At 64.1% G+C, this 21,560-nt stretch carries 23 protein-coding genes; 11 read left to right on the forward strand and 12 right to left on the reverse strand.

The genetic code is table 11. The features are described from left to right. Positions 1-44: 44 nt before the first annotated feature. The gene (locus tag B0G82_RS16825) at positions 45-1,202 is read right to left on the reverse strand and encodes a muconate/chloromuconate family cycloisomerase (protein ID WP_121308018.1); all 1,158 of its coding nucleotides are present in this window, start codon (positions 1,200-1,202) and stop codon (positions 45-47) included. 103 nt (positions 1,203-1,305) lie between these two features. On the opposite strand from B0G82_RS16825, the gene B0G82_RS16830 reads away from it, so the two are divergent. Beyond that, positions 1,306-2,193, forward strand: a complete 888-nt coding sequence (locus B0G82_RS16830) for a LysR family transcriptional regulator (protein WP_121308019.1) — start codon at positions 1,306-1,308, stop codon at positions 2,191-2,193. A gap of 21 nt (positions 2,194-2,214) precedes the next feature. Here B0G82_RS16830 and B0G82_RS16835 read toward each other — a convergent pair whose 3' ends face one another. Next, positions 2,215-3,135, reverse strand: a complete 921-nt coding sequence (locus B0G82_RS16835) for a LysR family transcriptional regulator (RefSeq protein ID WP_121308736.1) — start codon at positions 3,133-3,135, stop codon at positions 2,215-2,217. A gap of 105 nt (positions 3,136-3,240) precedes the next feature. Here B0G82_RS16835 and B0G82_RS16840 point away from each other — a divergent pair, with 105 nt between their 5' ends. From B0G82_RS16840 to B0G82_RS16855, 4 genes are read left to right on the forward strand one after another with little or no spacing between them, the layout of a single operon-like run. Beyond that, positions 3,241-4,524 (forward strand): aromatic ring-hydroxylating dioxygenase subunit alpha, encoded by a 1,284-nt coding sequence (locus B0G82_RS16840; protein ID WP_121308020.1) that lies wholly within the window; start codon positions 3,241-3,243, stop codon positions 4,522-4,524. Further along, on the forward strand, positions 4,521-5,021 hold the full coding sequence (locus tag B0G82_RS16845; RefSeq protein WP_121308021.1) for an aromatic-ring-hydroxylating dioxygenase subunit beta: 501 nt from the start codon (positions 4,521-4,523) through the stop codon (positions 5,019-5,021). The genes B0G82_RS16840 and B0G82_RS16845 overlap by 4 nt, the downstream gene beginning before the upstream one ends. 32 nt (positions 5,022-5,053) lie before the next feature. Then, positions 5,054-5,437: a tautomerase family protein gene (locus B0G82_RS16850; protein ID WP_116141548.1), complete on the forward strand. Its 384-nt coding sequence runs from the start codon at positions 5,054-5,056 to the stop codon at positions 5,435-5,437. A gap of 40 nt (positions 5,438-5,477) precedes the next feature. Beyond that, positions 5,478-6,794 (forward strand): MFS transporter, encoded by a 1,317-nt coding sequence (locus B0G82_RS16855; RefSeq protein WP_121308737.1) that lies wholly within the window; start codon positions 5,478-5,480, stop codon positions 6,792-6,794. Between the two features lie 10 nt (positions 6,795-6,804). Here B0G82_RS16855 and B0G82_RS16860 read toward each other — a convergent pair whose 3' ends face one another. Beyond that, complete coding sequence (locus B0G82_RS16860) at positions 6,805-8,301, reverse strand: ATP-binding protein (RefSeq protein WP_121308022.1); 1,497 nt, start codon at positions 8,299-8,301, stop codon at positions 6,805-6,807. 236 nt (positions 8,302-8,537) lie between these two features. On the opposite strand from B0G82_RS16860, the gene B0G82_RS16865 reads away from it, so the two are divergent. The 5 genes from B0G82_RS16865 (at position 8,538) to B0G82_RS16885 (ending at position 12,639) form a co-directional block, all read left to right on the forward strand. Beyond that, complete coding sequence (locus tag B0G82_RS16865) at positions 8,538-9,740, forward strand: acyl-CoA dehydrogenase family protein (RefSeq protein WP_121308023.1); 1,203 nt, start codon at positions 8,538-8,540, stop codon at positions 9,738-9,740. A gap of 56 nt (positions 9,741-9,796) precedes the next feature. Then, entirely contained in the window at positions 9,797-10,174 is a 378-nt protein-coding gene (locus tag B0G82_RS16870; protein WP_106284362.1) for a hypothetical protein, read from the forward strand. A 20-nt stretch (positions 10,175-10,194) separates the two neighbouring features. Then, positions 10,195-10,710, forward strand: a complete 516-nt coding sequence (locus B0G82_RS16875) for a nuclear transport factor 2 family protein (protein WP_121308024.1) — start codon at positions 10,195-10,197, stop codon at positions 10,708-10,710. Beyond that, complete coding sequence (locus B0G82_RS16880; RefSeq protein WP_121308025.1) at positions 10,707-11,831, forward strand: amidase; 1,125 nt, start codon at positions 10,707-10,709, stop codon at positions 11,829-11,831. Before B0G82_RS16875 ends, B0G82_RS16880 begins: the two co-directional genes overlap by 4 nt. Before the next feature lie 64 nt (positions 11,832-11,895). Then, complete coding sequence (locus B0G82_RS16885; RefSeq protein ID WP_121308026.1) at positions 11,896-12,639, forward strand: SDR family oxidoreductase; 744 nt, start codon at positions 11,896-11,898, stop codon at positions 12,637-12,639. Between the two features lie 57 nt (positions 12,640-12,696). Here the strand turns inward: B0G82_RS16885 and B0G82_RS16890 are convergent, their stop codons facing one another. Then, positions 12,697-13,359 (reverse strand): response regulator, encoded by a 663-nt coding sequence (locus B0G82_RS16890; RefSeq protein ID WP_121308027.1) that lies wholly within the window; start codon positions 13,357-13,359, stop codon positions 12,697-12,699. 259 nt (positions 13,360-13,618) lie between these two features. On the opposite strand from B0G82_RS16890, the gene hpaC reads away from it, so the two are divergent. Further along, positions 13,619-14,158, forward strand: coding sequence for a 4-hydroxyphenylacetate 3-monooxygenase, reductase component (gene hpaC, locus B0G82_RS16895; protein ID WP_121308028.1), 540 nt, complete (start codon positions 13,619-13,621; stop codon positions 14,156-14,158). Positions 14,159-14,186: 28 nt separating this feature from the next. On the opposite strand, the gene B0G82_RS40085 is transcribed toward hpaC, so the two are convergent. From B0G82_RS40085 to hypF, 8 genes are all read right to left on the reverse strand, one after another. Continuing rightward, positions 14,187-14,384, reverse strand: a complete 198-nt coding sequence (locus B0G82_RS40085; RefSeq protein ID WP_181916750.1) for a hypothetical protein — start codon at positions 14,382-14,384, stop codon at positions 14,187-14,189. Between the two features lie 66 nt (positions 14,385-14,450). Beyond that, positions 14,451-15,326, reverse strand: a complete 876-nt coding sequence (gene hypB / locus B0G82_RS16905; protein ID WP_241974605.1) for a hydrogenase nickel incorporation protein HypB — start codon at positions 15,324-15,326, stop codon at positions 14,451-14,453. A 41-nt stretch (positions 15,327-15,367) separates the two neighbouring features. After that, entirely contained in the window at positions 15,368-15,697 is a 330-nt protein-coding gene (hypA, locus tag B0G82_RS16910) for a hydrogenase maturation nickel metallochaperone HypA (protein ID WP_121308030.1), read from the reverse strand. Positions 15,698-15,717: 20 nt separating this feature from the next. Beyond that, positions 15,718-16,800 (reverse strand): hydrogenase expression/formation protein HypE, encoded by a 1,083-nt coding sequence (gene hypE, locus B0G82_RS16915; protein ID WP_121308031.1) that lies wholly within the window; start codon positions 16,798-16,800, stop codon positions 15,718-15,720. After that, a complete protein-coding gene (hypD, locus tag B0G82_RS16920; protein WP_121308032.1) occupies positions 16,797-18,050 on the reverse strand; it encodes a hydrogenase formation protein HypD in 1,254 nt (417 codons plus the stop codon). The genes hypE and hypD overlap by 4 nt, the downstream gene beginning before the upstream one ends. Next, positions 18,047-18,754: an SIS domain-containing protein gene (locus B0G82_RS16925; RefSeq protein WP_121308033.1), complete on the reverse strand. Its 708-nt coding sequence runs from the start codon at positions 18,752-18,754 to the stop codon at positions 18,047-18,049. Before B0G82_RS16925 ends, hypD begins: the two co-directional genes overlap by 4 nt. A 31-nt stretch (positions 18,755-18,785) precedes the next feature. After that, a complete protein-coding gene (locus tag B0G82_RS16930) occupies positions 18,786-19,061 on the reverse strand; it encodes a HypC/HybG/HupF family hydrogenase formation chaperone (RefSeq protein ID WP_116117083.1) in 276 nt (91 codons plus the stop codon). A 30-nt stretch (positions 19,062-19,091) separates the two neighbouring features. Beyond that, the gene (gene hypF, locus B0G82_RS16935; RefSeq protein WP_121308738.1) at positions 19,092-21,503 is read right to left on the reverse strand and encodes a carbamoyltransferase HypF; all 2,412 of its coding nucleotides are present in this window, start codon (positions 21,501-21,503) and stop codon (positions 19,092-19,094) included. Positions 21,504-21,560: the final 57 nt, after the last annotated feature.

Genomic DNA, 21,560 nt, shown 5'->3' on the forward strand with positions numbered 1-21,560 from the left:
ATGTTCTGGATGGCTAACGGATGAGCCTTCAGTGCTTCAATGCTTCAGTTCATGCTGACGCTGGCGCCTTTGCGCGTATCGCGCCGCAGGCGGTCGATCTTGTCCCAGTCGAGCGTGATGCCAAGACCCGGACCTTGCGGCAGATGCAGCGCGAAATTCTCGTAGCACAGCGGTTCGGTGAGAATCTCCTCGGTCAGCAGCAAGGGGCCGAACAGTTCCGTGCCCCACTTCAACTCGCCAAAGGTGCTGAAGAGTTGCGCGGAAGCGATCGTGCCCACCGCGCCTTCGAGCATCGTGCCGCCGTACAGATCGATGTTCGCGGCCGACGCTATGGCCGCCACGTCCGCGGCGCCCACCAGGCCGCCTGATTGCGCGATCTTCACGGCGAACACATCGGCGGCGCGCGCGCTGGCCACCGCAAATGCATCGGCCGGACCGTGCAGCGCTTCGTCGGCCATGACCGGCACGAGAGCGAGATCGGTCAGACGCTTGAGGCCCGCGCGATTCTCCGCCGCGATGGGTTGCTCGATCAGCGTCACGCCCGCATCGGCAAAACGCCGCGCGGCCCAGATCGCGTCGGATTCGCTCCACGCCTGGTTCACGTCGACGCGCACTTCGCCGCGTCCTTGCACCGCTTTCTGGATCGCGACGACATGCGCCACGTCCTCGGCCACGGCGCGCGTGCCAATCTTCAGCTTGAACACGCGATGGCGCTTCGTCTCGTACACCTGTTCGGCTTCGTCGATATCGCGTTGCGTGTCGCCGCTCGCGAGCGTCCACGCCACGTCCACGGAATCGCGCACACGGCCGCCGAACAGTTCCGACAGCGGCATGCCGAGGCGCTGTGCCTGCGCATCGAACAACGCCGTTTCCAGCGCGGACTTCGCAAAGCGGTTGCCCTGGAACAGCTCGCGCAGTTTCGCCATCGCGGCGCCTGGACGCGTCGCGTCCATGCCTTTGAGCAATGGCGCGAAATAGGTGTCGATATTGACCTTGATACTTTCCGGGCTTTCCTCGCCATACGCGAGGCCGCCGATCGTGGTGCCCTCGCCCACGCCGACCAACCCGTCGGCGCAACGGATGCGCACCAGCACCAGCGTCTGGCAGTTCATCGTTGCGACCGAGAGACGGTGCGGACGGATCGTCGGTACGTCGACGAGAATCGTCTCCACGCTCTCGATCTTCACGGGTGTTGCTATCATTCGTTGCCCTCCTGAACTGCTGAACCGGGAGCCCCAATAGTAGAAACAACCCGCGAAGCAGTCCAACACCGATTCCGACTACTTCCATACCGTAGGGGTATGCATGGAACTTCGCCAACTCCGCTATTTCATCGCGGTCGCCGAAGAAATGAACATCACGCGGGCCGCCCAACGCCTGCATATGACCCAGCCGCCGCTCAGCCGCCAGATCCAGCAGATCGAGGAAAGCGTCGGCCTGGCGCTGTTCGAGCGCGGCTCGCGGCCGCTGCGGCTGACCGAAGCCGGGCGGATTTTCTATACCCAGGCCAGGCGGCTCGTCGACGAAGCGGACGAACTCGCGCCGCTCACGCGCCGTCTTGCGCAGCTGGCTGAGCGCGTGGTGATCGGCTTCGTGCCGTCGACTCTGTATGGCGCGCTACCGGCCGTGATCCGCGCCTTTCGCGAGGCCGCGCCGCATATCGAGCTGTCGCTGATCGAAATGTTCACCATCGAACAACTCGGGGCGCTCAAGGGCGGGCGCATCGACGTGGGCTTCGGCCGCCTGCGTTTCGACGACGCGCAACTCGCGCGCGAGGTTCTTTTAGAAGAAAGAATGATTGCCGCATTGCCGCAAGACCATCCGCTCGCCCGACAAAAGAAGCCGCTCACGCTGGCAGCGTTAGCGCAGGAAACCTTGATCGTCTACCCGAGCACGCCGCGGCCGAGCTACGCCGATCAGCAGCTATCGGCCTTGCACGATCATGCGTTGGAGCCGAAGGCGATTCATGAAGTACGCGAATTGCAGACCGCGTTGGGCCTGGTGGCGGCGCAAGTGGGCGTGTGTCTCGTGCCGGAAAGCGTGGAGGGTTTGCGCGCGCACGGTGTGGTGTACCGGCCCATTCCGGCGGCCAACGTCGCTTCGCCGATCATCATGAGCCGCCGTTTGCAGGACGAATCGCCGACCACCACGTTGCTGTGTTCGATCGCGCGAGACCTGTTCAAAAAGGCCTGAAGTGCTGAGAGCCTGGCCTTGTCACTTCTCGTCGAAGCGCCTCACGATATCCGCCATCAGATTGCGCAGCCACACGTTGCCCTCGTCCTGATCGAAATGCTCGTGCCAATGCATCGTGACCGCCGCGATCGGCAAGGTCACGGGCAAATCATAGATCTGAAAACCGCCGTCGCGATTGAAAATGTGCGCGAGGCGGCGCGGCAGCGTAGCGAACAGATCGGTCACGGCCAATACACTCGGCAACGCCACGAAATGCGGTAGTTCCAGCGCGATATGACGCCCGACGCCTTGCGTGCGGAATTCATCGTCGAGCGAGTGGTGGCTGTGCTCAACCGACGTGATCTGCACGTGCGACGCATCCAGAAACGCCTTCAAACTCAGTTCTTTCGTGCGCGGCAAGCCGCGCCGCTTCCTCGTCATACACACGTACGTCTCTTCGAACAGCGCCTGATGCCGCGTGCGCGCGGTCAGCGTGGGCAGATTGCCGATGGCGAAATCGAGCCGGCTCGCGCGCAGTGCATCTTCCATTTCCTCGACCGGCAGCGGCTCGATACGCAGCCTCACACGCGGCGCCTGCCGGTGCAACGCCTCGCAGATCGGCGGCAGATAGGCCAACTCGCCCGCGTCCGACAGTGACAGCCGGAACGTGCGCGTGCTCACCGCCGGGTCGAAATGCTCCGCGTAACGCAGCGCTTCGCGCACGGTGTCGAGCGCGCGCGACACGATGGTCGACAGTTCCAGCGCGATCGGTGTGGGCTGCATGCCGGCGCGCGTGCGGATGAAGAGCGGATCGTCGAACAGTGTGCGCAAACGCCCCAGCGAATAGCTGATGGCCGGCTGCGACAGCGCCAGCCGCTCGCCCGCGCGAGTCAGGCTGCGCTCTTCGACGATCGCCTGAAAAACGCGCAGCAAATTGAGGTCGACGTGATCCAGCGAGTTCATCAAGATATCCATGTGGTTGATTTTATATTTCATTTTAGATCAATTTGACGCATATCAAGCAGTCGACGAAACTTGCCTTCATCGACCACCCCACCTACACGAGCCATGAGCGAATCCTCATATCAGACCGTCGATACGAGCGCGTTGTATCAGCGCGCGCAGCCCGACCGCGTGGCCCCTTCGCTGTACTACGACCCGGCTGTCTTCGAAGCGGAACTCGAGCGCATTTTCTACAAGACGTGGATCTGGGTCGCGCACGAAAGCGAACTGCCGAATCCGGGCGACTTCCGCACCACCACGATCGGCCGCCAGCCGGTGATCGTGGTGCGCGACAAGAGCGGCGCGGTCAACGTCTTGCAGAACCGTTGCCGTCATCGCGGCGCGACCGTCTGCGAACAGCACAAGGGCAACGCGAAAGGCTTCACGTGCCCGTATCACAGCTGGACCTACGGCCTCGACGGCGCCTTGCGCGCGCTGCCGTACGGCGACGGTTACGAAGGCGTGATCGACAAGACCGAACTGCCGCTCGCCAGTCTGCGCGTGGGCATCTATCAAGGCCTGATCTTCGCGAGCTTCAATCAGGAGATCGAGCCGCTGGAAGATTTCCTCGGCGGCGCCAGGCCGTGGATCGATCTGTTCATGAAGCAAGGCGCCGGCTATCCGATCAAGGCCAACGGCGAACACCGCTTCCGCTTCAACGGCAACTGGAAGATCCAGCTCGAGAACACCACCGACCTGTATCACTTCCCCGTGGTCCACAAATCGTGGATGAAATCGATCGACGACGAAACCGCCGCCGCGATCACCAGCTTCATGACGAGCGACCAGGCCTTTTGCCGCTCGCTCGGCAACGGTCACAGCCTCGCCGTGCTGGTGCCGGAAATCGTCGATCTCGACAAGGACGACGGTGCGCCGATTCCCGAGCGCTTCGAAGAACTCGCCGCCTCGCTCGCGAAGGACCACACGCCGGAGGAAGTGCGCCGCATCGTGCGCTCGCTGATGGGCGTCGGCTTCAACCTGAATCTGTTTCCGAACCTCGCGCTGTCGATGGCGTTTTTCCGCGTACTGCGGCCCATTTCCGCGAACGAGACCGAGATCCGTCACGTCGCGCTCGCCATGGACGGCGGCCCCGAAGAGGCGAACCGCGTGCGCCTGCGCATTCACGAACACTTCCAGGGCCCGTTCGGTTTCGGCAGCCCGGACGACGCCGAAGCATGGGAGCGCGTGCAGCGCGGCTCGCACGCCGGCCCCGATCTGCCGATTCTCGTCAACCGAGGCCTGAATCGCGAGAGCACCGCGCCGAACGGCGAAAAAACCGCGCACGCCACCGACGAAACCGGCATGCGCGAAGCGTACGCGCAATGGCGCACGATGATGGAGCAGGCATGATGGACGACAGGAACACGCTGTTTTCGCAGAAGACTTTTGCCGGTGCAATCGAGCTCATCTGGCGTGAAGCCGAACTGCTGGACCGCAAGGACTATCGCGAGTGGCTCACGCTGTGGGACCCGGCCGGCTTCTACGTGGTGCCGATCGAGCACGACACCACCGACTTCGCCGCCACGCTGAACTACGCGTACGACGATCAGGACATGCGCGAAAAGCGCGTGCAACGCATGATGTCCGGCTATTCGGCATCGGCCACCGACGCCGCCCGCACCGTTCGTACCGTGTCGCGCTTCACGCTCACGAGCGACGCCAGCGATGAAGTCACGGTGAATTCGGCGCAAGTGATCGTCGCTTATAAACGCGGCAAGTCGACGCTGTTCGCTGCGGACCTCACGCATCGCATCAGTTTCGCAAGCGGCGAGCCGCGCATCGTGGAGAAGGTGATCCGCCTGATCGATTCGACCGAAGCGTTGAGCGCGATCGGCTTCCTGCTCTGATCTTCTGGTCTTCAAGAACCGCGAGCGCAGCCATGCCTACACTAGAAGTTTATTTGCCGGACGGTCACTGGCCCGCGCGCAAGGCGCAATTGATCGCGGGCCTTACTCAGGCCACCGTGAAAGCAATCGGCGCGCCCGCCGAATCGGTGCGGATTCTGCTGAGTGAACTGCCGTCGCACGATTTCGGTTCGGGCGGCGTGAGCAACGCGAATGGTCGGGCGCCGCTGCTGACCATCGTGGCGATCCTGATCGCGGGCCGCACGCCCGCGCAGAAGGAAGCCCTGATCTCCGCGCTCAGCCGGACCGGCGCGGACGTGCTCGACACGCCGCTCGACGCCGCCCGCGTGATGATCAAGGACATTCCGAATACCGATTTCGGCATTGGCGGGCAGACCGCGAAATCACTGGGGCGCTAGCGCCTTTCCTTTTAGTCAACGCGAACCAATGGGCACGCAGATGCAAAACGACACGTTTTCTCCCACGGCCGGATCGCCACCTTTATCCGCCGCGCCGGCCACTTCGCAAACCTTGCGGCGGATCATCGTCGCCTCCGTGCTCGGCAATGCGCTCGAGTGGTACGACTTTTTTCTGTACGGCACGGCCGCCGCGCTGATCTTCGGACCTTTGTTCTTCCCGCTGCACGGCGATCCGCTGCTCGGCACGCTGGCCGCTTTCGCGGGCTTCGCGATCGGTTTCCTCGCGCGGCCGCTGGGCGGTATCGTGTTCGGCCATATCGGCGACCGGCATGGCCGCAAGCGCGCGCTCGTCATCACGCTGATGATGATGGGCGTGGCCACCTTCGGCATCGGCCTGTTGCCCACCTTCTCGCAAGTCGGCTTTCTTGCGCCCGCCGCGCTCGTATGTTTGCGAGTCGTACAGGGCATTGCGTCAGGCGGCGAATGGGGCGGCGGCGTGCTGCTGATCAGCGAGAGTGCGCCGGCCAATCGTCGCGGCTACTATGCGGCGTTCAGCCAGTTGGGTGTGGCGGGTGGCTTCGTGTTGTCGGCGGCTGCGTTTTATCTGGTGCAGCGCTTGCCGGTGGAAAGCTTCATGTCGTGGGGCTGGCGTGTGCCGTTTCTGGCCAGCGTGCTGATCTTCGGCGTCGGCGTGTACATTCGCCGGCGCTTGCCGGAGAGCCGCGACTTCACCGCCGCCAAACCGAAGCACATGCCTGTGCTGACGGTGCTGCGCAATCATCCGAAGCAGGTCTTGCAAGCGATGGGGCTGCGCGTCGCCGAAAACGGCGGAACGTATATCTTTCTGTCGTTCGTGCTGGTGTACGGCAAGACGATCGGCGTGCCGGTTTCGGTGATGCTCGGCGGCGTGATGGCCGCCATGCTGCTCGAACTCGTGACGATCGTGTTGTGGGGACGTCTATCGGATGTAATCGGACGGCGGCCCGTGTATATGATCGGCGCGCTCGGGCTGGTGGTGATCGCGTTTCCCGCCTTCTGGCTGATCGACACGCATCAACCGATGCTGGTGTTCCTCTCGCTGGTGCTCGGCCTGCCCTTCTGCCACGCGGCCATGATCGGCACACAACCCGCGTTGATGGGCGAACTGTTCCCTACCGAAGTGCGCTACTCGGGCATGGCGCTCGGCCACGAAATCGCTTCGGTGTTTTCGGGCGGACTCGCGCCGCTCGTCGCTACCGCGCTGTACGCACAAGTGCGCGCACCGTGGCCGGTCGCGCTGATGCTGATCGGCTTCGGCGTGATTACCGCGCTCACGCTCGTGACGATTCCGCGCAACACCAGCACCACGCATGATTGATCTGTTGCAATCAGCCGGCCGGCGCGGCGGCGAGCGGCAGCGAGAAGCTGCATTCGAGCCCGCCATGCCGCGCCGGCTTTGCCCAGATCTCGCCGCCGTGTCGCGTGACGATGTTCTTGCACAGCGAAAGTCCGATGCCGTTGCCGCCCGCTTTCGACGAAGAGAAGCCGTCGAACAGACGGCCGTGAGCATCGGCGGGAACGCCTGGGCCGTTGTCGATGACCTGGGCAATCGCGTATTTGCCGCGCAGGTGCGTGACGAGGCGAAGCTCACGGCTCTCCGGGGTTACGCTTTTGTTTGTCCCTTCTCCCAGCGCTTCGATCGCGTTGAAGGCCAGATTCAACACCACCTGGCCGATCAATACACGCTCAACGTACACGGGCAGCGGCTGCGTCGCCTGCTCGATCGTGAGCGTCACGCCCGCCTCGCGCGCGCGCAACTCGATAAAGTACGCAACGTCCGCGAGCACCTCGCGCAGATCCGCATGCGTCTCGCTCGGCTCGCGCTTGACAATGTAATCGCGCACACTCTTGATGATCAATGCAGCATGCTCAGCCTGACGATCGGCGCTGCGCAAACCCCATACGGCGTCGTCGATCGAAGCGGGTTGCGCGAGCCGCCGGATCGAGCCTTCGATGAAGTTGCGCACGGCGGCAAGCGGCTGGCTCAATTCATGAGCGATGGCGGTCGCCATTTCCCCCATCGCGTTGTAACGTCCCGCATATTCGAGCAAACGCGCTTCGTCGCGTCGCGCGTCTTCGACGGCGACCTCGTCCGTCACATCGCGAAAGTGCAGCAGCCTTCCATTCAGGTCGTTTTCGATCTCGATACGGCGGCACGTAATACGCAGCCAGCGCGGCGTGCCGTCGCGCCGCGTGATGCGATAACGCTGCGGCGCCGACGGCTGAATCCGCGGCGCGTTCGCGAGCTGTTCCAGCAGACGCTCGCGGTCCGGCTCGCTGCAATAGTCGAGCACGGCGCCCATCGGCGCGCCCTCTTCCAGGCCGAGCACGCGCCGGCCGGATTCGCTGACGAATTCCACTTCGCCCGCGGGCGTCAGCACCGCGACGCCTTCGCCGAGATCCTGCATGAATTCGCGCAGCCGCGATTCGTAACGGCGCAGCGTTTGCTTGAGCGTGTCTTCGACGCTGATGTCGCGGAACTGCACCATCACCACCGCGCGCTCGCGCAGCGGCACGTAAGTGGCGATCGCCTCGGACAACATGTCGGCGCCGGTGCGCGAGCGGTAACACCACTCGTAGACCTGCGGGCCTTCGGTGATCGAACGGTCCATCGCGCCGACGCCGATCTCGCGGCGGTATTTCGGCACCGGCCGCGTCATGTCCTTCGCCTTGAGCGGCAGCAATTCGGCGAGCGTAAAGCCGAGCGCCTCGCAGGCCGCGCGATTGGCCCACACGATCGCCTTGGTGTCGGCGTCGTGCAGCAGCACGCACAGCGTGAGCGCGTCGAGCAGGCGGTGGAAGTCTTCTTCGGCGGGGAAATTCATCGGGGAGTACGGCACGCAGGTTCGCTTACGTATGGACGGAAACATAACACCAGTGCGCGTGTTGCGCCTCTGAAGATTTCTTTAGACGACCCCGGAGCATTACCTAAAACTGCGCGCCGCGTCCCAATTGAAGCGTTCTTTTTGCATTTCTAGACTGGTCTGAATCTGCGCGGCTCGTCGTTTCGGGCCCAACGTCATGCGTTTCAGTCAATAACGAATCAAGGAGAAGCCCCACCATGTCCGCCACCGCCACCGCCGCCGTTGCTGTTGAACAGTCGAACACGTCGAACACGTCGAACACGTCGAACACGTTAAATACCGCCCGCCTGCCGCTCGACGAAGTGATCGCCGAGATCGCCGCGCGCCGCGACGAATTCGACCGCCTTTCGCATGTGCCGCGTGACGTGATCGCGAAGCTCAAGCGTGCGGGTGTGTATCGCGCGGCCACGCCGAGGCGGTTCGGCGGCGACGCGCTGGCGCCTGCCCTGTTTCTCGACATGATCGAGCGCATCGCGATCGCGGACGGTTCGGCGGCGTGGGTCGCGAGCTTCGGCTCGGCCAACGTCTATCTGGCGGCGCTGCCGTTGCATACGCAAGCGAAAATCTATGCCGACGGCCCCGACCAGGTGTTCGCGGGCGGCCTCTTCCCGGTGCAGCCTGCGCAGCCCGCTGAAGGCGGCTGGCGTGTGAACGGCACGTGGAAATTCGCGAGCGGCTGCAAAGGCGCGGACTGGCTCGGCGTGGGCATCGGTGTCGGTGCTCCAGGTGCGGGCGGCAAACCGCGCACGGCCGTGTTCCGTCCGCATCAGGTGGAGATCGTCGAGAACTGGGAGGTGGTCGGCATGCAGGGCACCGGCAGTCACGATCTGCGCGTCTCCGACCAGTTCGTCGCGGACGACTGGACCTTCGTGCGTGGCGGCGAACCGTGCGTGGACGAGCCGTTGTATCGCTATCCAACCATCGCCTACGCCGCGCAGGTGCTCGCCGTCGTCAACCTAGGCCTCGCCCGCGCCGCGCTCGACGTCGCCAACCACATGGCCGGCGGCCGCAAGACGACCACAGGCGCGCCGCAACTCGCCGACCGCGCGTACTACCGCATCGAACTCGCCAAAGCCGAGGCGCAATTGCGCTCGGCGCGCGCATTCTTCTACGACACCACTCACCAGGTCTGGCAATCGATCCTCGCCGGCGATCCCGTCACGGCGGATCAAGTGAGCCTGCTGCGTCTTTCGGCGACGCAGATCGCCCGCGAAGGCGCCGACGTCGTGCAGCGCGCTTACCGGCTCGGCGGCACGATGGCGATTTATCGCTCGCATCCGTTGCAACGCCTGATGCGCGATTCTATGGTCGTGACGCAGCACGCGTTTCTCGGCGAAGGCAACTATGACGGCGCCGGCGCGGTGTTCGTCGGCGTGCCGCCGATTCCGGGCTACCTGTAAGCCATTTTCTGATCGATCACTATTCGCACAACCCGGATTGAAAGGAGCAACATCTCATGTCCGATACCTCAACTCTGCCACTGCGTGTTCTGTTCTGCTGCGGCGTCACGCAGAATTTCTTCGACCTGCCGCGCGAACAGATCGGCGAAGTCTGGCAGGCTTACGGCAAGATGCTGGCCGCGATCGAGTCGATGGAAGGCGTCAAGGTGCTCGGCATCATGGACGACGACCGTCTCACCGTGGGCCACGCCGACAACTCGCCGTGGACCTTCTACATCATGGCCGACGTGCGCGATTTCGACACGACTGTCGCCGTGTGCAATCTGTATCGCACCACGCCGGTGGGCGAATACAATCTGTGGCGCTACGGCAAGATCGAAGCGCGTGTCGGACGCGCGCTGCAAGTGCCGCCGCAACACGCCAATGCCGCTTGAGCGTAACGGAGCGCACTGCAATGAACGCGAACCAGGATACGCTTGCCAAGTTGACCGAACGGCTTGCCGCGCTCGAAGCCGAATCGGCCGTGCGCCGCACCATGGCGCGCTATATGGCGTTATGCGACGTGCCGTCCGGCGTGCTCGAAGGCGAAACGCTCGCTGCTCTCTTCCGCGCCGACGCGATCTGGGAAGGCATCGGCCCACAGTACGCGAGCAAGTTTGGCCGCCTGATAGGCCACGCTGAGATTCTCGCGATGCTCACACGCTACCTGCCGCCCTCACCGCATTTCTCTGTGAACGTGCACTTCCTCACGTCGGAAAGCATCGACGTTCAGGCGGCGAGCGCGAAAGGCCGCTGGATCATGCTGCAGGCCTCGGGCTATGTCGATGCGCCGGCCGAACTGATCTCGGCGCGCCTCGAAGTGGATTTCGCGCCTGCCGATAACGGCCGTAACTGGCTCATCACGCACTTTCGCACGGAGCGCCTGTTCGACGCGCCGTGGCAAGTCAATGCAAGGAAACCGCACCCATGAACGAGTTTATCCAGACGCTGTCGTTAGGCGGCACCGGTCCGAGCATCGCGATCAAGGACACGATCGATATCGCCGGTTACGCCACCACCGCCGCGAGCCGCGCGCTCGCCGATACGCCGCCCGCGCAAGGGCATGCGGAAGTCGTCGAACGTTTGCTTTCGGCCGGCTGGCACATTGTCGGCAAGGCGAACATGCATGAGCTGGCGTTCGGCATGACCGGTATCAACGACTACACGGGCACGCCGCAGAATCCGCAGGACGCTGCGCGTATTCCGGGCGGATCGTCGAGCGGATCGGCGGCGGCAGTCGGTCTGAAACACGCCGACGCCGCGCTCGGCACCGATACCGGCGGCTCGATTCGCGGACCCGCCGCCTGCTGCGGCGTGATCGGATTGAAGCCCACCTTCGGGCGCGTGTCGCGGCTCGGCGTGGCGCCGCGAGAATCCACGCTCGATTGTGTCGGGCCGTTTGCTCGCGACATGCGCACGCTCGTTGCCGCGATGCAGGCCATCACCGCTAACTTCGATACGAATGCCGCGCACGCATGGCAAGGCACGTGCAAGGTCGGCATCGTGCAGGCGGACGCCACGGCCGAAATCCTCGACGCCGTGACGCGCGCGGCCGACAAGGCGGATTGTGTCGCGAACAACCCGCCGCTCGCCGGTCTCGCCGCCGCCTTCGACGCGGGCGTCGCCGTGATCAACGTCGAGACCTCGCGCGCGTTCGGCCATCTGGTGGCAAGCGGCAAACTCGGCGCGGATCTCGACGCGCGCCTGCGCGCCGCGGCCAACACCACCGCCGCGCAACTCGACGCGGCGGAACAGGTGCGCCGCCACTTCACCGCAGCGGTCGACCACGCGCTCGACAATGTCGACGTGCTGATTCTGCCCACGCTTCCCGCGCTGCCGATCACACTTGAGCAGGCGCGCAGCGGCACGTCGGTGATCGCCATGTCGTCGCTGATCCGGCCGTTCAATCTGAGCGGTCATCCCGCGCTGAGTTTGCCGTTGCCGATCCCCGGCTCGTCGCTCAAGGCAGGTTTGCAGATCGTCGGACGCAAGGGCCAGGATGAGCAGGTGTGTGCGATCGCGGCGCGTTTCGAAGCCGCCCTCGCCGCTTGATTCGCTTGGGCGATGCCTCGGGCCGCGCGAACGGCGGCCGTTATTTCGAAGTGGAGTGGATGCAATGCAGAAGAGAGTCGTTCTTGTCACCGGCGCCGCACGCGGTCTGGGAGCCGCGATCGCCACGCGCTTTCATGCGGCGGGTTACGCGGTCGCCATCGGCGATATCGCGTTCGATGCCGCAGATGCGCTCGCACGCGATCTCAGCGCCGACGGTTCCACTGCGTTTGCGCTGAATCTCAACGTCACCGCGAAAGCCGCCTTCACTACGGCGCGCGACACGATCCTGCAGCGCTGGGGGCGTATCGACGCGTTGGTGAATAACGCGGGTGCCTCCAAAGTCGTCTCCGTGATGGATATAACGGCCGAGCAATTCGATCAGGTCATCAACGTCAACTTGCGCAGCGTGCTGTTCGGCTGCCAGGTGTTCGGCCAGCACTTCGCCGACGTGGGCGCGGGCCGTATCGTCAATATCGCGTCGCTTGCGGGACAGAATGGCGGCTCCGCAACCGGCGCGCATTATGCGGCCGCGAAAGGCGGTGTGATTACGCTCACCAAGGTCTTCGCGCGCGATCTCGGCGCGGCGGGCGTGACCGTCAACGCCATTTCGCCCGGACCGATGGATCTGCCGATCGTGCATGAAAGCGTGGCGCCCGACAAACTGAAGGCGGTGATCGCGAACATTCCAGCGGGACGTCTGGGCTCCGCGGATTATGTCGCCGATGTCGCCGTGATGCTGGCTGCGGAACATGCCTACTTCGCGAACGGCGCGTGCTGGGATGTGAACGGCGGACTCTTCATGCGCTGATGCTGATGTTGATGTTGATGCAGTTGCGGTTGCGCGCGAACGCCACCGCGGCATGCATCAACGCGGAATCGCACCCACGTTCGCATCCTGATCCCACACCGCCATCACTTCGCGCACCAGCATCGCGATCGACGCCGCGCCAAGCTTGTCCTTGATGCTCGCGCGATGCACGTCGACGGTCTTGACGCTGATCGACAGATCGCTGGCGATGCGCTTGCTACCTTTGCCGTCGATCACGCCGCGCAGGACTTCTTTTTCACGCGCGGTCAGCGACTCGATCCGCTTGCGCAACTCGCGCTGCTTCTGGCCGGCCGCATGACGATGCGCCGCGAGCTTCAGTGCGCTTTGCACGCGGTCGAGCATCTGCTGCGAGTTATACGGTTTCTCGACGAAATCGATCGCGCCGTTTTGCAGCGCGCGCACCGACATCGGAATATCGCCGTGGCCACTCACGAAAATAATCGGCAACGTGACGCCCTGGCGATTCAATTCCGCTTGCACGTCGAAGCCGCTTTGCTCCGGCATACGCACGTCGAGCACGAGACAGGCGGGCACGTTCGCATCGAATGCGCCGAGAAACTCGCTCGCATTCGCGAAACCGGCGGCCTTCACGCCAACCGATTCGAGCAGCCACGCGAGCGACGTGCGCATGCCGCTGTCGTCATCGACGATGTAGACGATCGGTGCGAGGGGCGTGGCGGATGGCGAGGACTGGGACATGGTGGTCGTTGTAGATGCGATTCGAAGCGTAATACCCGGTCCATCATAACCAGCGGTAAAAGCGTTGCAAAGCGATAGTTACCCTGAAAGACTCATTAATCGTGGTACATGCGTCCAGCGCTCAACCACCCATTGGGGAAAGCTTTAGATGCACTGGGAAACACGCCTGCCCGCCTGCCGCTCGTGCGGATTTTTTTCTGCATGGCGATTGAGTACGCTTGAATCCAATCACTCGACACCTGCCCGAGGAATCCAAACGATGACGCCGACCCAACACGCGATGCCCGACGCCGACGCTCTTATCGACGTCAAACAGCAATTCCGTCAAGCCATGGCGCACCTCAGTGCCGCCGTGAACGTCATCACGACAGCCGGCCCGCACGGACGTTGCGGCGTGACCGCGAGCGCCGTGTGCTCCGTCACGGATACGCCCCCCACACTGCTCGTCTGCCTGAACCGGTCGAGCGCGATGCATGCGACCTTCCAGAGCAACCGGCAGGTCTGCGTCAACGTGCTGCCCGGCGAGCACGAAGTGCTCGCACGCCACTTCGCGGGCATGACCCAGGTGCCGATGGAAGAACGCTTCGGCTGGCCGATCTGGGATGAAGGCTCGCACGGCGTGCCGGTCCTGCGCGACGCACTGGCGAGTCTGCAAGGCGAGATCGTCGACCTGAAGGAAGTCGGCTCGCACTCGGTGATGTTCGTGAAGACCACACGCATCAGCGTGCGCAGCGATGGCGACGGGTTGATCTACTTCGATCGCAACTTCCATCGCATCAAACGCGTGGCATCGCATTGATCACGCACAGTGGCGGCGTGTGTGGCAGTCAGAGCGCATCAGCGCGAACGGTATCGAACTGGAAAACCGGTGCCGACGCGACGGCTTCGACGAAACAGTCGATCAGATAATCGCAGGCCGACCGATTTGCCCGTAGGTCGGCATGAAACAGGCGGTTGCCGCGATCAACGGGCCATCTGCTTCGGCGGATGATAAGCAGGCGGTGGTGCGGATTGGCATGCGCCATAACTTCTGACTCTGGCTCACAGAAGCGGTGGCTCACCGTGTATATGCGGTGGCCTCGCTCCTCACTCTACGCGTGAATCGAGGTTGCTCTCGTCCGCAACCACCCATACCACCCATCCATCCCCTCCCCGCTCTGCGCCGACACCTGAAGAATCTCCATTTGCGGATTGACACGCTTCGCATACGCGACACAGCGCTCTACATCGAAGCGCAAATGCGGCAGCAAGTCGATCTTGTTCAGCAACAGCAGCGAACACGCCCGGAACATATGCGGATACTTGATCGGCTTATCCTCGCCTTCAGTCACCGAAAGAATCAAAACCTTGGCCGCTTCACCGAGATCGAATAACGCCGGGCACACCAGATTGCCGACGTTTTCGATCATCACCACCGAATGCAACGGCGGGTCGAGTTGTGTCAGCGCCCTCGACGCCATCTCCGCGTCGAGATGGCACCCAGTGCCGGTGTTGATCTGCACCACTCGCGCGCCGGTTGCGCGAATCCGCTCGGCGTCATTGAGCGTAGCCTGATCGCCTTCGATCACCGTCAGCGGGAACGCGTTACCCAGATCGCGGATCGTCCGTTCGAGTAAGGTCGTCTTGCCGGCGCCCGGCGAACTCATCAGGTTCAGCGCGAGTATCGAACGGCCGGCGAGCCAGCCGCGATTGCGTTCGGCCAGTAGCTGGTTTTTTGCCAGGATGTCGCGTTCGAGGTCGATCGAGGTGCTGTGTTCGTGTTCATGTTCGTGATGATGGTGTGGGACATCTCCATGCTCATGCTCGTGATCATCGCGTTGGCTGTGTGAGTGTGAATGCGAATGGCCACCGACACCCGCATGCGGATGCTGGCCGACTCGCCGATAAGCGTTTGCAGCTGAACCCGCGCTGCTGCTTTCCGGCCGCGCCTGTGCACCACCCTCCACCGTCTCATCCAGATCGGTCACTGCCGCGCTCTGCGTATTCGAACATCCGCATGTCGTACACATCACACCACCTCCATCCGCCGGATCTTCAACTGCTGACCGGAAATCAGTTCGAGACGCTCGCTCCCGCAGGCGCACTGCCCGTACGGCACGTCGAGCGCGACCGTCGCACCGCACGTGAGACAGCGCGCCTCGCCCGGCATCACGACGATCTCGAGCGCCGCGCCTTCCACCGACGTATCCTTCGCGCACACGTCGAAGCAGAACCGGATCGCCTCCGGCATCACCGCCGACAGTTGCCCGATCTCCAGCGTCACGCGCCGCACGCGCGCGCCGTGTGCCTGTTCCGCGCAAATCTCGACGACGCTGTTCGCAATGCTCAACTCGTGCACGCCGCGCTCCCTTTGACCGCTCAGCAGATGCGCGGCAGTTGCTCGCCCACCAGCATATCGACGATGCGTTGTCCGCCGAACACCGTCTGCATGACGACAAGTCCGCTCGCCTCCGCCTCGCTGCGTTCGACCGTGCCGATCACCGCCGCCTCGCGTCCCTGCGGATGCGCGCGCATGGCAGCCAGCACGCGTTCGGCGGCATCGGCCGGCACGACGGCCACCACCTTGCCTTCATTGGCGAGATACAGCGGGTCCAGGCCGAGAATCTCGCACGCGCCCTTCACCTGTTCACGCAAGGGCAGCGCGGCTTCATCGAGCCGTATCGTCACGTTCGAACTTTGCGCGAATTCATTGAGCACGGTCGCGACGCCGCCGCGCGTCGCATCGCGCAGACAGTGGATCTGCGGGCACGCGTCGAGCATCGCCGCGATCAGGCCGTTGAGCGGACAGCAGTCGCTTCCCATGTCGGCTTCGAGGGCAAGCTGCTGACGCGCCACCAGAATCGCCGCGCCGTGATCGCCGAGATACCCGTTGACGATCACCACGTCGCCGGGACGCGCGTGGCGCGCCGAGATCGCGACATCGCGGCGCACCACACCAATTCCCGCGGTGTTGATGAACAGTTTGTCGGCGCAACCGCGCTCCACCACTTTCGTGTCGCCCGTGACGATCGCGACGCCGGCTTCGAGCGCGACACGCTGCATGCTCGCCGCCACGCGGCGCAGAAGATCGACGGAGAATCCCTCTTCGATCACCACCGCGCACGACAAATATAAAGGCGTCGCGCCGCACACCGCCAGGTCGTTCACCGTACCGGACACCGCCAGCGTGCCGATGTCGCCGCCCGGAAAGAACAGCGGATCGACCACATAGCTATCGGTCGTAAAGGCAAGCCGGTCGCCGTGCGCGGCGAGATCGGCAAGCGCGAAGACGGCCTGATCTTCCAGCGCCGCGAGCGTGGGATTGTCGAACGCCGACACGAACACGTCTTCGATCAGATCGCGCATTGCGCGGCCACCGCCACCGTGCGCGAGATTGACGGATGCGTCCCGCACGCGGCGTGGCGCGCTGGATTTGATCGAGGTGGCAGCGCGGTCATTCATGGGCCGCCTCGCACGGTGGAGGCGGCGAGCATCGCCGCAGCCGCATCGGCCACGCCGCCCGCGCCGAGACACGGCGCTACCTGAGTCGCCAACTCAGCCGCCGCTTGCCGCGCCGCGCGCCGTTCATCGATCCGCGACGTATCGATGCGCCCATAGTTGTAATACGCCGCGCACGCCCCTTCGCTCGAGACCATCAGCGCGCCGAGCGGCGACTCGGGCGTACACGCTGTGCCGAACACCTTGCATTGATGCGGCTTGATCACGCCCTTGAGCACCTCGCCACATTGACAGGCTTTCGGATCGGCGATCTTCAGATTCGGCACCGCGAACTTGCGCTCGGCGTCGAATGCCGCGAATGTCTCGCGCATCCGCACGCCGGAATGATCGATCGAGCCGAGTCCACGCCATTCGAAAAACTCACGCGTCTCAAACACCCGCGCCACCGCCGACAGCGCCTGCGCGTTGCCATCCTCCGGCACGATGCGTCCATACTGGTTCTCGACCTCGCAGCGGCCGTCCGCGATCTGCCTGAGCACCATCCACATCGACTGCAGCACGTCGAGCGGCTCGAAGCCGGCCACCGTGATCGGCTTGCGATAGTGCCGCGCGATGAAGTCGTACGGGCGCGTGCCGATCACCATGCTGACATGTCCGGGGCCGAGAAAGCCGTCGAGGTGCAAGTCCGGCGAATCGAGAATCGCCTTGATGGTCGGAATGATGGTGATGTGATTGCAGAACAGCGAGAAATTCGCGACCTTTTGCGCACGCGCCCGCAAGACGGTCATCGCGGTGCTCGGCATGGTCGTCTCGAAGCCAAGGCCGAAGAAGATCACCTCGCGGTGCGGATTGAGTTGCGCGATCTTCAATGCGTCGAGCGGCGAATAGACCATGCGCACGTCGGCACCGTCGGCTTTCGCCTTGAGCAGGCTTTTCTTCGAACCGGGCACGCGCATCGCGTCGCCGAATGTCGTGAAAATCACTTCCGGACGCTCCGCCAGCGCGACACAATCGTCGACACGACCCATCGGCAGCACGCACACGGGACAGCCGGGACCGTGAACGAACTCTACGGTGTCGGGCAGCAGTTGCTGGATGCCGTAGCGGAAAATCGTGTGAGTGTGGCCGCCGCACACTTCCATGATTTGCAGCGGCCTTTGCTTCGCGCGCTCGATGCGCGACACCAGCGCGCGGATCTCTTTCGCGAGCGTTTTCGCCTTGTCCGGGTCGCGAAACTCATCGACGTATTTCATGGCGTGCCTCCCGCAGCAACCGCGGCCGAAGCGCCGAGACCGCCGCGATCGTCGGCGAGCAGCGTATGCACGAGATCCCACAGAATGTGATAAATCGCGACATGCGTCTCCTGCACGCGATGAATGCTGTCGCTTCTCACCACGAGGCAATGATCGAGAGCGGCGCTCGTGGCCATGCGTCCGCCGTCGTGACCGGAGAGCCCGATGGTCAGCAGTTCCATCTCTTTCGCCTTCGCGAATGCCGCCAGCAGGTTCTCCGAATTGCCGCTCGTCGACACGCCGATCAGCGCATCGCCGCGCCGTGCCTGTGCCACCAGTTGCCGGACGAAAATATGATTGAAGCCGATGTCGTTGCCGACCGCCGTCAACATGGCCATGTCGGCGACGAGATTGACGGCGGTGAGCGCGGGGCGTCCTGTCGTGACCGGATGAAGAAACTCGACCGCGATATGCGCCGCGTCGCAACTCGAACCGCCATTGCCCATCGCGAAGAGCCGTCCGCCACGGCGATACACATCGGCAATCGCGTGAGCCACGCGCACGACCTCGGGCGCGCTTTCCTCGAAGAAACGCGTTTTCGCGTCCACGCTGTCCTGCGCCTTGCGACGCACCGATTCGAGCAGGGCGGCGTCGAGCCGCTCCGCGTCCTGATGCGCGCCATGCAGGAACGGATACAGCGCTTGCAGCGATTCGTGTTCGGGCATGACCGGTCTCCGTGTGCGGGTGCCGGCGCGCTCACGGCGCGCCGCGCAACTCATCCATCTCGCCCTGCGCGACGCCCAGTTCATGCAGCAGCGCAAGCGTGCGCGCCGCCTCCCGCTCGTCGACGCGGCTCATTGCAAAGCCGACATGCACCAGCACCCATTCGCCGACGCACGCGCTAGCCGGCCGGTCTTCGTCGATCACGAAGGCGATGTTGATCACGCGCCGCACACCGCCGACATTGACGAGCGCGAGATCGTTCGCCGCATCCGTCACTTCGACGATCTGCCCTGGAATGCCCAGACACATGTCGCTCTCCCCTCTACCCCGTGCAAACTATCAACCCTCGTCGCGCGGCCGTGCCGCCGCGATCACCGCCTGCCCGAGCGACAATCCGCCGTCGTTGGCCGGCACCTGGCGATGCGTCAGCACGCGAAAACCCCCTTCGTTGAGGCGCGTGGCGACCTGTTCGAACAGGATGCGGTTCTGGAACACGCCGCCCGAGAGCGCGACGCTGCGCGTGTCGGCCGGGCCCGTCAGCAGATCGGCAAGACACTCCACCATGCGCACGATCGCGATCGCCATGCCCTTGTGAAAACGCGCCGCGATCACCGGCACGGGCGTGCAGCGCAGCAGATCGTCGAGCAAGGCTTCCCACATTGGCCGGGGTTCGATGCAGCGCAACCCACCTGGCATGGTGTTGGTCAGCTCGAACGGATACGCATGCGCGTCGCTGTCGTTGCGCAGTGTGTGCTGATCGACCAGCGCCTCCAGTTCGATCGCGGCCTGACCTTCGTAAAGCACGCGCTCACGGCACACGCCGAGCGTGGCGGCCACCGCGTCGAACAAACGGCCCGCCGAACTCGCGAGCGGGCTGTTCACGCGCTGCGCGATCATCGAATCGAGCGCCGCGCGCGGGCGGCTGCTCAGGAATTGCTGCATCTCCAGACCGCTGTAGTGCCGCGTGAATCCGTACCAGTCGAAAGCCGCCCGCAGATGCGCGTAGGCATTGCGCCACGGCTCGTCGATGGCGCGCGTGCCGCCCGGCATCGCCACCGGTTTGAAGCGGCCGAGCCGCGTATAGCCGCGATAGTCGGCCAGCATGAATTCGCCGCCCCACAGCGTGCCGTCGTCGCCGTAACCGAGACCGTCGAGCGCGACGCCCAGCATCGGCGACGCATCGAAGGGCACGCCGTTTTCGGCCATGCACGCGGCGAGATGGGCGTGATGATGCTGCACTTCGACCACTGGAATCTGCGAGGCTTGCGCGAGCTCGTAGCCGATCTTGCGCGACAGATACTCAGGATGCAGGTCGAGCGCGATTGCCTGCGGCTCATGCTCGAACAGACGCAGATACTGCGCCACCGCGCGGCGATAGTCCGCATACGTCAGCGCGTCTTCCAGATCGCCGATGTGATGCGAGACGATCGCCTGCGCATCTCGCGCAAGGCAGAAGGTGTTCTTGAGTTCGCCGCCCGTCGCCAGCACGGCCGGCGTATCGGCGAAACCTTTAGGCAACAGCAGCGGCGCCGGCGCATAGCCGCGCGCGCGCCGCACGATCCGCGCCGTTCCCCGCACCACGCGCGCGACCGAATCGTCGACCCGGCGCGAAATGTCGCGGTCGTGCATCAGGAAGACATCGGCGATACGGCCGAGACGCGCGCGGGCGTCCGCATTATCGATGCACGGCGGCTCGTCGCTGGTGTTGCCGCTCGTCACGACCAGCGCGGAATCGATCGACTCCATCAGCAGCCGATGCAGCGGCGTGGTCGGCAGCATGAAGCCCAATGTGCCGACGCCCGGTGCAACACTCGGCGCGACGCATTCGGCGCCATCGGCTGACAGAATCACGATAGGTCCGCCGGCGCTCGCGAGCAGCGCGCATTCGGCTTGATTCGGTGTGCAATACCGGTGCACGGCTTGCAGATCGCGCGCCATCAGCGCAAATGGTTTGCGCTCGCGCCGTTTCAGCCGCCGCAGACGCGCGACCGCGGTTTCATCGTTCGCGCGGCAGGCCAGTTGAAAACCGCCTAAGCCCTTGATCGCGACGATCGCGCCATGCCGCAGCAACTGGCTTGCCGCGCGGCACGGATCGTCGCCGCGCACGCGCGCGCCATCGCGGCTCTCCAGCCAGACACGCGGGCCGCATGCGGGGCACGCGACCGGTTGCGCGTGAAAGCGCCGGTTGGCGGGATCGTCGTATTCCGCACGGCACGCGTCGCACATGACGAACGCCGCCATGGTCGTATTGGCGCGATCGTAGGGAATGGCCTGCACGATCGACAGCCGGGGGCCGCAGTGCGTGCAGTTCGTAAAGGGGTAGCGATAGCGGCGGTTCGCCGGGTCGGCGGTATCCGCCGCGCAGTCGGCGCAGATGACCGCGTCGGGCGTGACGCCGGTTTGCACCGGGCCGCGCACGCTCGGCACGATACGAAAGTCGCTTGCTCCGGCCGCCTCGTTCAACTCATGCCGCTCGATCGCGTCGATCCGCGCGAGCGGCGGACACTCGGCGCTCAGGCTGTCGATGAAACGCTGCAGCATCCACGCGTCGCCCCATGCGTGAATCAGCACGCCGTCGCTGTCGTTGCACACGTCGCCCACCACGCCGCAGGCATGCGCCAGCCGCCACACGGTCGGCCGGAAGCCGACGCCCTGCACCAGCCCGCGCACGCGGATCTCTTCACCCACCGGTCCCGCGACCGCCGGATTCTGCGTCGAACCCGGCCCGGCGGGCCGTGCATGCGTGCTCATCGCCATCTCCCTGACCGTCGCCGCCTACATGTTGCGAATTCGGATATAGCGCTTGAT

Origin of the sequence: Paraburkholderia sp. BL17N1, assembly GCF_003634175.1 — a bacterium.
Lineage (GTDB): Bacteria > Pseudomonadota > Gammaproteobacteria > Burkholderiales > Burkholderiaceae > Paraburkholderia.